The following is a 12,210-nucleotide window of genomic DNA, read 5'->3' as shown; positions in this document are numbered from 1 at the left end:
TATAATTTTTATAGAGTTATTAAATAGCTATTTTTAATTTAAAAAACAAAAAAGCACTTAAGTTATACTTAAGTGCTTGGTGCTGAAGACCGGAATCGAACCGGTACGGTATCGCTACCGCAGGATTTTAAGTCCTGTGCGTCTGCCTGTTCCGCCACTTCAGCTTGTATGGTAGCGGAAATAGGACTTGAACCTACGACACCTCGGGTATGAACCGAGTGCTCTAGCCAGCTGAGCTATTCCGCCACATTTTTTTTGGTTGCGGGGGCAGGACTTGAACCTACGACCTTCGGGTTATGAGCCCGACGAGCTGCCAACTGCTCCACCCCGCGATATTAAAAGTTGAATTTAGCTTGGTGCTGAAGACCGGAATCGAACCGGTACGGTATCGCTACCGCAGGATTTTAAGTCCTGTGCGTCTGCCTGTTCCGCCACTTCAGCATGTTTTTTTCTGTCGCCCCTCAGCGACAAAATTAATTATATATGATGTTTTATATAGTGTCAACATCTTTTTTTCATTTTTTTATTTAATCATATCTATAATTTTTAAAGAATAACATTATAAAAGACTAATCCATTTATTGAAATTAGTCTTTTTATAGATTTATATATTAAATTTATATGATGTCGAATTTAACTTATTAATAACTTTTTCTAGAGCTCTTAGATTTAAAATCTTGTTTCTTTTTCACGTCTTGCATTCTCTCTTCGCTGTCTTTTAAGAACCTTGACATTATATCCTCGAAATTTCCTGTATTCATACCAGTTTTTTTACTTTCTGAAGACCAATCTATTTCTATAGGTTTAACTGATTTTTTTTGAACATTTGCTTGCTTTATCGACAAGCTTATTTTTCCATTATCATCAATAGATATTACCTTTACCTTAACTTTATCTTGTTCATTAAGGTGTTGTCTAATATCCTTAACAAATGAATCTGCCACTTCTGAAATGTGAACCAGCCCTGTCTTACCCTCTATTTCTACGAAAGCTCCAAAACTAGTTATATTAACTACTGTACCTTCTAATATGTTTCCTGCCATCAAGGTCATGTTACAAAGATTCCTCCTTAAAATTAAATAATATATGTTATTATAATAATAACCCCTTTTAAATAGTTCTAAAACATATTCTTTAATTCTGCTTCTCAGAATTTACGACTTTTTCTCCTTCTTTGATCATGCCTAGTCTTTCTCTCGCAAGCTTTTCAAGATATTCATTAGATTCATTTGCCTTTTTAAGGTCAGATTCTAACTTACTATTTTTATCTTTAAGCTCCTGTAATTGTTCTTGACTAATAACAATATCTTCCTGAATTCTTCTCATTGTAATTTCTTGTTTAATATAATTAACAACAAAAATCGCAAAAATAAAAACTATAATCAATCTTTTAAGAGTTAATTGCTTTTTAATTGCTCTCACCCTCTTTAAATATATTATATAATATATTTTAAACACTATAAATATTTTATTCAAGTTATTTTTTTATGTTCATGGTTTTTAAATCATTTTTTTCCAGAAATACCGTAATATATTATTTTTATAGGGTAAATTATATTCTTTAAAATTATCCTAATGAATTTTCCTATTTTGCTAATTATATATAACTCTAATTTTAAAACCTTAGGGCTTATAAGCTTTAAGTAAATAATTAAGGTCAAGATCATAAAAATGTATACATAGGGACCTAAGAAGGCATAGTTTGTATAAAGTAAAAAAGTAAAAATTATAATAGCAGTAAGAATCCAAAATAATATATCCTCTATAAATAGTATTATTTTAGGAATCTTGCTTCCCCTTATTATGTTGTATAGATCAAATAATATACCAGCTAATATTCCAGAAAGTATGGAATATAATACTATGTTAAATTGAGCCTCTAAACTTAATGGCATATCATCCTACTTAAATAATTTAGAAATTATACTTTCTTTTTCTTTTTTTACTTCTTTACTACTATAAACTATCGAAGATATATTTCCAACTATTATTACGTCCCCATTTTGAACATCAAGCTTATTCATTTTCAATTCTGAACCCTTAATAGTTAAAAACCCTAATTTTGTATTTAATAAAATCTTCTCATCATCAAAACTTATAACCTCTTCTACCCCAGTAAGAACTAACTTTTTCCTATTTTCTAAAATTATATTTCCCCTCGGCTCTTCAAGCCTATTTTCACTTTTCTTTTCCATCTTATCTCCTCCACATATTCTTTATAAAAATATATGAAAGAGAAATTCTTTTTATTCTTTATCTTCTTCTCCTTCTAATATCTCATACATTTCTTTTGCATTTTCTTTTTTAACATGCTCAGCTATGTTTACAATTCTTGCTTTTAATGATCTGTTAGCAAATTGGATTTCAATTATATCCCCTTCTTTTACAACAGTTGAAGGTTTGGCTATCTTTCCATTAATAGAAACTCTTTCTCCTTCACAAACTTCCTTAGCTACTGTTCTTCTTTTTATAATTCTAGAAACCTTAAGGTACTTATCCAACCTCATAATATCATCTCCTTAAATTTGTTATTTATCAAAAGAACCCGAGTAAACTCGGGTTCTTATTATACTATTTATTTACTTTTTCTTTGAATTCTTTACCAGCTTTAAATACTGGAACAGTTGAAGCTGGAATGCTTATTGTTTCTTTAGTTCTTGGATTTCTTCCTTCTCTTGCAGCTCTTTCTCTAGTTTCAAAAGTACCAAATCCAACTAATTGTACTTTTTCGCCTTTTTCTAATGCTTCTTCAACGCTTTCTATAAATGCTTTTAACGCTAATTCAGCATCCTTTTTAGTTAATTTACTTTTTTCTGACATGCTAGTGATTAATTCTGCTTTATTCACAATTACATCCTCCTTAAATAACCCGTGTATATTTTAGTAGTTAACTATTTCTGTTAATATGTACTATAACTACATTCTCTTATTATATATCGTCTTTTGGTGCTAGTCTATAACATTATGAATTTTTTGTTATAAAAGCTATTTATTACAATAAGTTATTTATAGTATAGTATAAATCAATATATATTATTCTTCAAAAATTTTATAAATCCTTCTTATTTTTATGAAATTCTTTATCTTTTGCTATATTCCATATTTTATCCATTTCTTCTAATGTCATTTCATTTAATGTTTTACCTTTTTTTAGTGCTTCTTCTTCTATAAAAGAGAATCTATTTATAAACTTTTTGATAGTTAAGTTTAGTGCTTCTTCTTCATCTACTTTTAACAGCCTTGCTACGTTTACGCAAGCAAAAATCAAGTCACCTACTTCACCTTTTATTTTTTCCTTATTATTGGATTTATATACATCTAATACCTCTTTCAATTCTTCTTTTACCTTTAGAGCTGCTTCTTCAACCTTATCCCAATCAAATCCAACCTTGGCTGCTTTTTTTTGAACCTTATGAGCTCTAATAAGTGCTGGAAGAGCCGTAGCTACAGCCTTCATTTCATCAGTTATAGTTTCAAAGTGCTTCTCTTTCTTCTTAAGTTCTTCCCAATTATCTAAAACTTCATCACTATTTGAAATATCTAAACTTCCAAAAACATGAGGATGTCTATAAATCATTTTATCACATATAGAGCCAATTACATCATAAATATTAAAATATCCATCATCTTTTCCTATAGATGCATGGAATACTACATGTAATAAAACATCTCCAAGTTCTTCAATCATTCCATCTATATCGTCATTATTAATGCTATCTACTAACTCATAAGCTTCTTCTAAAAGCTGATTTTTTATACTTTCATGAGTTTGCTCCATATCCCAAGGACAGCCATCTTCACCTCTTAATTTATCTACTATTTCCACTAAATCATTAAAATCTTTTTTATTGTTCATATCTTTAGGTATATAAATGGAAGTTAAATAGTCTATATCCTCCTGCATATCAAGCTCATAAATAGGGATTTTTCTAATAGATTCTTCTCCTTCTATTCCTGCTGCCCTAACAAAATATATTTCCGTATCATCATTATAATAATCAAGTAATCTTAACTTAACTTCTGAAGCTATTAACTGGTTATATACTTGAGTAATTATAGTGCCTATTCTTTTATCTAAAACTTGATTATTTATATCAAAAGCATCAATAACCTTTAATCCTTCAATTGGATCTATTTTTAATACATCCATCATTGCGTCTATAAAGCTTACAGCTGGAACTATCTCATATTTAATCCCTTCTTCATCACATAAATTCATAAGATTAAATACTGATTTTTCTGCTACTAAAGGATGTCCTGGAACTGCATATATTATTTCATTACAATCCTTATGATTATTAATTATATCCTTTGCTATACTAGAATAAACTTCATCAAAGTTTTCTGAAACTTCATAATAGTGGTCATATGTTTTAAATTCTTTTACTCTTCCTTTTAAATAATCTACAGTGGGATGCTTTTCAGTTCTAAAATATATATTTTTTCCTTCCTCTAATGCTCTAACTGCTCCAATAGTTAAAGCTTCTGGTGCACCAGGTCCTAAACCTATTATCTTTATCATTAGGTTCTCTCCTTACTTTTTAATTTTTTATAATTTTATTTTTTATCTCATCTATACTAAATATTCTAAGTATTAATATTAATATCACATATATAATAATACCCAAAAATATAGCTAATAAGCAAGAAGAAGTATTGCTTCCTGTTTTATTAAATAATGATATATATGAAAATAATACGCCAATTATCATAAATATAGCTGCTAAAGTAGGTTTTATGAAAGTTTGATATATCTTTAGTCTAAGTTTCAACTTACTTCTTAAAGAAATCAAGTTTAGTAAAGTTGCAACTAAATAGGCTGATATACTTGCTATGACAGCTCCATAAATATTAATTTCTGGCATTGGTACTAGTATAAATGTTAATACCACCTTAACTATACATCCTATAAATAAATTAATTATAGGTCTTATATAATGCCCTATACCTTGCATTATTGAGGTAGTAGTTTGAGTTATTATAATAAATGGAATAGATAGTGATAGGTATTTTAAAATTAGTATACCATCATATTTCCCGGGAAATATAACCTTCATTATTGGTCCTGCAAGGAAAAATAATCCCAATGTACAAGGCATTGCTATTAACATTGACATTTTCATTGATAATTGAACTTTAGACTGAAGCTCTCCTCTTCTATTCATAATATAGCTTTCTGCTATTATTGGAATTAAAGAAGTTCCTAATGCCATAGATAGAGTTAGAGGAATGTTAGTTATTACATTAGCCTTTCCTGTTAATTGAGCATATAATATTGTTGCACTTTCTGATGATAATCCTGATTGTAATAATTTCTGTGGAACTAAAATTGAATCTATTAAACTCATTATAGTTCCTACTGTAGCTCCTACAGATATAGGTAATGCTATTCTTAATATGGCAGATAATACTTCCGGATTACTTTTAACTTTTTTATTCCACATTTCCTTTCTAACTTTTTTATACTTTTCATATAAATAACTTGCTCCTATAACTCCTCCAGCAGCAGCACCAAAGGCAGCTCCCCCTGCGGCATATTCTATTCCTTTAGGTAAAAGTAATAGAGCTAGTCCAACTCCAATTATTACTCTTCCTATTTGTTCTAGAATCTGTGATATTCCAGAAGGCGTCATATTTTGAAGCCCTTGAAAAAAACCTCTATAAATAGTCATAATCGATATTACAAATGGCGCAAAGGATATTCCTAATAAAGAATAATATGATTTCATATCCCACTGCACAAACTTTATTATAGGTTTTGCAAATACAAATAATATTAGGGTTGTACCAATTCCTAAAATCATCATTAAAATACTAGATTCCTTTAGTATAACAAATATGCCTTCTATATCTCCCTTTGCTTTTTTCTCTGAAATCATCTTTGAAATAGCAACAGGAACACCTGAAGCCATAGCAACGAAAAACATATATAAAGGATACGACATTTGATAATATCCTACTCCTTCATCTCCTATAAGCATAATTAGTGGCCATCTAAAGAATAATCCTAAAAACCTTGCTACTATACCCGCTATCCCTAGTATCAAGCTTGCTTTTATTAACGATTGTTTCTTCATAAAATACCTCCAAACTTTAAATTGCTTTTACTAATTTTTATTTTAAGTTTAGAGGTATTATTACTTTTATTGATAACTTTATATTTTATTAATTATTTCTACTATTGTTCCATTTGTTTACCTAAGAAAGCTGAAGCTGTTTCAGATAACTTTAATTCTAGTTCCCCTAATTTTTCTCCTGACTCTTTAGATAAGATAATAACGGCACCTATAGCGTCTCCTTCTGCAATTATTGGAGATATTACTTGGCTAGTGTATTTTCCTGCTTCTTCATCATTATGTAATGGAATAGTCTTACTTTGATCAGTTATTAATACTGCTTTTCTATCTTCCATTATTTTTTCTAACTCTTGACTAACCTTTCTTTCAACATATTCCTTTTTAGAGCCACCACTTACTGATATAAATGCATCTTTATCTGCTATTAATACTATATGTCCAATTGCTTGTTGCAAACTTTCAGCATATTCTTTTGAAAAATCAGTTAATTCTCCAATAGGTGAGTATTTCTTTAAGATAACTCCGCCTTCTCTATCAGTGAAAATCTCTAATGGATCTCCTTCTCTAATCCTTAAGGTTCTTCTTATTTCTTTTGGTATAACAACCCTTCCTAAGTCATCAATACGTCTAACAATCCCTGTTGCTTTCATTATTATAAGCTCCCTCCTTTATTAATAATTAGTTGCAATATTATTATTTGACTTCTTAGAAATTTTATACCCATATAACCAAATTTTATAACAAAAAGTATACCTATATAATTTCATATGCTCCTTTGATAACATCCAAGTTTTTAAAAATTAATAGTTCAACTTCAAATCTCAAGAAATAAAAAAAGAAATTCAGCATAAGCTAAATTTCTTTTTTATAAAAATATTATTTTTTTATTAAAGTCTCTTTTCGTATGTTTTTACTTTATAATCTTTTTTCCATTGCTCAATAGAAGTATTATAAACTTCTTGTTGCTTTTCGCCTTCTAATTTAGATTTTATTTCTTCTTTAGCTTCATCTAAAGTTTTTTGCTTTATATCAGTAACTTTAATTATATGATATCCGTAAGTACTTTTTACTAAATCAGAAATTTCACCTTCATTTAATTTCTTAAATGCATCTGTAAATTCTTGAACATATTGAGTAGTGTTATAAGCTACAGTTCCTAAACTACCACCGTTCTCTTTAGTTCCTGTATCTTCTGAGTACTCTTTAGCTAACCCAGCAAAATCTTCACCATTTACTGCTTTTTCTCTTACTTCCTTAGCTTTAGCTTCATCTTTAATTAATATATGAGAAACTGTTGCTGTTTTGAAACCCTCTAAATTTTCATCATAATAAGCCTTTATATCATCATCAGAAACACTTATATCTTTAAATATTTCCTCAGTAACCTTATTTCTAATTAAATTTCCTTCTATACTTTCAGTTATCTTAGAAGTATATTCATCTAAACCCAATCCAGCACTCTCTAAAGCACTATTAAAGGCATCTTCTCCCCCTAGATTTTCCTTTAAATCACTTATAAACTTATTAACTTCTGTATCTATTTCTTCTTGAGTTGGAAGCATTCCAAGCTCTTCAGCCTTTTTATACATAAGTTTTTCTTCTACTAATAAGTTTAGTGCTTGAGTTCTTAATTCCTTTACTTGTTCTGCTAAATCAGGATTTGTATCGTAATCAGAACCATATTGTTGTAGATAAGGGTCTGCTATTTCATTAACATCTCCTCTTGTAATTTTGATGTCTCCAACCTTAGCTAATACAGTGTTCTCTATAGCTTCTGGTGTTTTTTGTATCATTTCACATCCAACTGCTGAAAAAGCAAAAATGCTTAATGCTGCCGTAGCTATTAATCTTTTAATTTTAACCAATGATGTTCCCTCATTTCTATTTAATTTGTTAAACCCATTTAATTATACACAAATAGTATATCAATATTGTGTCAGTTATTCAATTTATTAAATTAACTTTATATATTTTTTGTTAAGCCATCCAATATTTCCTTGAAGACTCCAAGTATCCCTTCTTTTTTCATTTCAGATATCCTTATACCAAAATATGGCTTTTCCCCAAACATTAAAAATACCCTGTCTTTATAATTTTCTAATAAATACTTATAAATTACATTTAAATTATTGATTCCATCTGCAAAAATAAATTTAATTTCTTTTGGAGTTTCTTTAATTTCTTCAATGGAAAGTAGCTTCGCTCTACTCTTTATATAAGCTATATCCATTAAGTTATAAACTGGTTCTGGTATTTCTGAATACCTATCTTCAAGTTCAGCCTTAATATCCATGTAATCCTCTAAGCTTTCTATTGCCGCAATCTTCTTATAAACTTCTATCTTTTGGATTTCATCCTCTATATAAGTGCCAGGTATATATGCATCTACCTTTAAGTCTACAGTTGTTTCTATAGGTTCCTTGTCAATTTCACCTTTTATTATTTTTATAGTATCCTCAAGCATTCTACAATATAAATCATAACCTATAGCAGCCATGTGACCATGCTGAGCAGATCCCATCATATTTCCTGCTCCTCTTATTTCTAAGTCCCTCATAGCTATTTTAAATCCTGAACCAAGTTCTGTGAAATCCTTAAGAGCCTTTAACCTCTTTTCAGCTACCTCTGTTAAAACTTTATCTTTGGTGTACATAAAATACGCATAAGCTATTCTATTGGACCTACCTACTCTTCCTCTTAATTGATAAAGTTGAGATAATCCCATTTTATCTGAATCATGGATAATCATAGTATTAACATTAGGAATATCTATTCCAGTTTCTATAATAGTAGTACATACTAAAACATCATAATCCTTATTCATAAAGCTTACCATTTCTTTTTCTAACTGTCTTTCTGTCATTTGCCCATGAATAATTCCAACCTTACATTCTGGAACTAAATCAGATAAATATTTTGCCATACCTTCTATGCTTTCTACTCTATTATAAACATAGTAAACTTGACCATCTCTATTAACTTCTCTTAAGATAGCATCTCTTACTAATTGATCATTTTGCTCTACTACATAAGTTTGAATAGGATATCTCTCTTCTGGAGGAGTTTCTATTACAGATATATCTCTAGCTCCAGTTAATGACATATGAAGAGTTCTAGGAATAGGTGTAGCACTTAAAGTTAATACATCAACATTTTTCTTTAAGCTCTTAATCTTTTCCTTTTGAGCTACCCCAAATCTTTGCTCCTCATCTATTATTAATAATCCTAAATCTTTAAACACTATATCTTTGGAAACCAACCTATGAGTTCCTATTAATATATCTACATTACCTTCCTTTACAGCCTGAAGTGTAGCTTTTTGCTCCTTAGCACTTCTGAATCTACTAATCATATCTATTTTCACAGGAAAATCTGAAAATCTCTTAAGCATATTCTTATAATGTTGCTCTGCAAGTATTGTAGTTGGAACTAAAAATGCAACTTGTTTTCCATCCATAACAGCTTTAAAAGCAGCTCTAACAGCCACTTCAGTTTTTCCGTACCCCACATCACCACAAAGAAGCCTATCCATAGGCTTATCAGACTCCATATCCTTTTTAATTTCTTCAAGTGATGTTAATTGGTCTGGAGTTTCCTCAAATGGGAACTCATCTTCAAATTGTCTTTGCCACTCTGTATCTTTATTAAACTTATATCCTCTTAAGGTAGCTCTAGTAGCATAAAGCTTAACTAGGTCCTGTGCAATTTCATTAATAGACTTCTTAACCTTTGCTTTAGCTTTATTCCAATCATTACTTCCTAACTTATTTACTTTCGGAGTTTTCCCTTCTGATCCTATATATTTTTGAACTAAGTCCAATTGATCTACAGGAACATATAATTTATCACCCTTATCATAAACTATATCTAAGTAATCTCTTTTATGCCCTCCTACTTCAATTTGCTTTATACCTTTATATACTCCTACACCATGATTAGCATGGACTACATAATCTCCTAATTTAAGCTCTGCAAAACTCTTTATTTTTCCTATACCTTTTTTATTTGTTTTTCTTTTTGCTATCTTTCTCTTAGCTTCACCAAAGACATCCTTATCCGAAATTACGCATATCTTTAAATCAGGATATTCAAATCCCTTTAGTAAATTACCAAAAGTAATTACTACTTCACCAAATTCTATTGTACTTATATCATCCCTATATACGCTTTCAATTTCTCTATCTCTTAGGGTATTAACTAGCCTTTCACCTCTTGGCCTGGTTCCAGATAATATTACAGTCTTATATCCATTTGCTTTTTTTTCTTTAATATCTTCAATTAAAAGATCTAATTGTCCTTGATAGCTGTTTAAAGTTATTCCAGTTAGCAAATGTCTTTTTATTGGATTTAATATTTTACTATTAGTTGCAAAAACATCTAAGGTTATAGCTTTTTGCAATTCTAACTTTTCTATTAAATCTTCTTTATTTAATAAAAGATTGCTTTGAGAAGGTAGTATACCTCCTCTTTGTAAAAAAGCTTCATAATTTTCTCTAAATTCAAAATAGCAACTATCAAGCTTACCTTCACACTTCTTAACCTCATCTACTATATATGTATAATTTTTTACATAGTCAAAGAAGCTATCTGGCCTTTCATAAAAATAAGGCAAATAACTATCTACAGTTTCAAAGGTTAGAGTTTCAGTTAAAGATTCTATATTTGACTTTACTAATCTTTCTAATTTTTCTATTCTTTCATCGTCAGATTTGCCAATAGCTTTAACTTCTTCAAGTTCTTTTAAAATATTTTCTTTACCTCTATTTAAAGCTTCTTCACTTAATATAATCTCCTTAGCAGGAAATATCTCCATAGTGTCAACCTTTTCAATACTTCTTTGTGATTCAGTATTAAAGGTTCTTATTGAATCTATATTATCGCCAAAAAGCTCTATTCTATATGGGTAAGTTGATGTTGGTGGGAATACATCTAATATTCCTCCTCTTAAAGAAAACTCTCCTTTTCCTTCTACTGACTCTACTCTTTCATATCCACACTCTAAAAGTTTTCTAGATAAATCCTTAAAATCAACTTCATCATCTACACTTAAAATTATGTTATACTCAACAAACAAGCTTTTTGGAGTATAAACTGATGTTAATGAATCTATAGAAGTAACTATAATTTTCTTATTACTGCTTAGAATTTCCTTAATTACCTTTAACCTAGCCCATCTTAAATCACCTGAAATAGCATCTATATTATAAAAAACTACTTCCTTAGCGGGAAAGTAGTAAATATCGTTAGTATAAAAGCTTAAATCCTCGTATATATTCTTAGCTTCCATATCACTATGAGTTACTATAATCATAGATGACTCTATACTCTCATAAATTCCAAATATACCATAACTCTTTCCTGAATCAGATAATCCATTTATATTTATTGGATATTTTTTGTCTTTTATATCAGCTATTATCTCATTGAAAGTAGAACTGTCCCTTAAGGGTTCTAATACCCCCTTTAATCTCATTGAAATACACCATCCTTACTACTCATTTTTTGATAGCTTAAATCCATTTAATTTATTCATAGCTTCTTTTGTTCCATCTTTTATTATTATTTCAACAGCCTGAGAAGATGCTTCTATAACTTCATTTAAATCTTGAATTTCTTCTTGACTAAATCTACCTAACACATGAGAAACTAAGTCTCCTTTAGGTTGTCCTACCCCTATTTTAATTCTTGGGAAAATATCTGTGCTCATATTAGATATTATACTTTTTATACCATTATGCCCTCCAGCACTTCCTTTTTCTCTAATTCTAATCTTACCAACCTCTAGACTTACATCATCATATATAACTAAAACTTCTTCACTTTCTAGTTTATAAAAATTAATAGCTTCTCTAATACTTTCACCACTTAAATTCATATAGGTACTTGGTTTTAATAACACAACTTTTTTATTATTTATAAAACCTTCACCAAATACCCCTTTAAATTTTGTCCTATTTACATCTATATTATACTTCTTAGACATATAGTCTATAGCTTCAAAACCTATATTATGTCTAGTTCCAGCATATTCTTTTCCTGGATTTCCTAGACCTACAATTAAAAACATAGTCCTTTGCCCTCCTATTGAATGTTTGCATATTTATTATTATACTAGTTTTTTACAATAATAAAA

The 12,210-nt window shown here is 29.4% G+C and carries 12 protein-coding genes and 4 tRNA genes; all 16 read right to left on the bottom strand.

Features of this window, described 5'->3' with window-relative positions; all coding sequences use genetic code 11:
* Window positions 1-77 precede the first annotated feature (77 nt).
* Window positions 78-164 (bottom strand) — tRNA-Leu (locus BN6774_RS02385).
* A 5-nt stretch (window positions 165-169) separates the two neighbouring features.
* Window positions 170-246: transfer RNA gene (locus BN6774_RS02380), tRNA-Met, on the bottom strand.
* 10 nt (window positions 247-256) lie between these two features.
* Window positions 257-332: transfer RNA gene (locus BN6774_RS02375), tRNA-Met, on the bottom strand.
* Between the two features lie 22 nt (window positions 333-354).
* Window positions 355-441: transfer RNA gene (locus BN6774_RS02370), tRNA-Leu, on the bottom strand.
* Between the two features lie 200 nt (window positions 442-641).
* The gene (locus BN6774_RS02365; RefSeq protein ID WP_066889721.1) at window positions 642-1,052 is read right to left on the bottom strand and encodes a S1 domain-containing RNA-binding protein; all 411 of its coding nucleotides are present in this window, start codon (window positions 1,050-1,052) and stop codon (window positions 642-644) included.
* Between the two features lie 82 nt (window positions 1,053-1,134).
* The gene (locus BN6774_RS02360) at window positions 1,135-1,476 is read right to left on the bottom strand and encodes an FtsB family cell division protein (protein ID WP_307986766.1); all 342 of its coding nucleotides are present in this window, start codon (window positions 1,474-1,476) and stop codon (window positions 1,135-1,137) included.
* Between the two features lie 29 nt (window positions 1,477-1,505).
* The gene (gene yabQ, locus BN6774_RS02355) at window positions 1,506-1,895 is read right to left on the bottom strand and encodes a spore cortex biosynthesis protein YabQ (protein WP_066889719.1); all 390 of its coding nucleotides are present in this window, start codon (window positions 1,893-1,895) and stop codon (window positions 1,506-1,508) included.
* Between the two features lie 6 nt (window positions 1,896-1,901).
* Entirely contained in the window at window positions 1,902-2,195 is a 294-nt protein-coding gene (gene yabP / locus BN6774_RS02350) for a sporulation protein YabP (protein WP_066889717.1), read from the bottom strand.
* Between the two features lie 51 nt (window positions 2,196-2,246).
* Entirely contained in the window at window positions 2,247-2,507 is a 261-nt protein-coding gene (locus BN6774_RS02345) for an RNA-binding S4 domain-containing protein (protein ID WP_066889714.1), read from the bottom strand.
* A 64-nt stretch (window positions 2,508-2,571) separates the two neighbouring features.
* Entirely contained in the window at window positions 2,572-2,847 is a 276-nt protein-coding gene (locus tag BN6774_RS02340; protein WP_066889712.1) for an HU family DNA-binding protein, read from the bottom strand.
* 202 nt (window positions 2,848-3,049) lie between these two features.
* On the bottom strand, window positions 3,050-4,522 hold the full coding sequence (yabN, locus tag BN6774_RS02335; RefSeq protein ID WP_066889710.1) for a bifunctional methyltransferase/pyrophosphohydrolase YabN: 1,473 nt from the start codon (window positions 4,520-4,522) through the stop codon (window positions 3,050-3,052).
* A 19-nt stretch (window positions 4,523-4,541) separates the two neighbouring features.
* Window positions 4,542-6,077 carry a putative polysaccharide biosynthesis protein gene (locus tag BN6774_RS02330; RefSeq protein WP_066889708.1) on the bottom strand — a complete coding sequence of 512 codons (1,536 nt, stop codon included), beginning with the start codon at window positions 6,075-6,077 and terminating at the stop codon, window positions 4,542-4,544.
* A gap of 101 nt (window positions 6,078-6,178) precedes the next feature.
* On the bottom strand, window positions 6,179-6,727 hold the full coding sequence (gene spoVT / locus BN6774_RS02325; protein WP_066889706.1) for a stage V sporulation protein T: 549 nt from the start codon (window positions 6,725-6,727) through the stop codon (window positions 6,179-6,181).
* Window positions 6,728-6,964: 237 nt separating this feature from the next.
* Complete coding sequence (locus BN6774_RS02320; RefSeq protein ID WP_066889704.1) at window positions 6,965-7,942, bottom strand: peptidylprolyl isomerase; 978 nt, start codon at window positions 7,940-7,942, stop codon at window positions 6,965-6,967.
* A 98-nt stretch (window positions 7,943-8,040) separates the two neighbouring features.
* Entirely contained in the window at window positions 8,041-11,550 is a 3,510-nt protein-coding gene (gene mfd / locus BN6774_RS02315) for a transcription-repair coupling factor (protein ID WP_066889702.1), read from the bottom strand.
* A gap of 18 nt (window positions 11,551-11,568) precedes the next feature.
* The gene (gene pth, locus BN6774_RS02310) at window positions 11,569-12,144 is read right to left on the bottom strand and encodes an aminoacyl-tRNA hydrolase (RefSeq protein WP_066889700.1); all 576 of its coding nucleotides are present in this window, start codon (window positions 12,142-12,144) and stop codon (window positions 11,569-11,571) included.
* Window positions 12,145-12,210: the final 66 nt, after the last annotated feature.

This window comes from Clostridium nigeriense (assembly GCF_900086595.1).
Lineage (GTDB): Bacteria > Bacillota > Clostridia > Clostridiales > Clostridiaceae > Clostridium > Clostridium nigeriense.
Note: the sequence above shows the minus strand (reverse complement) of the source record. Positions and strands in the feature narration are given on the sequence as shown.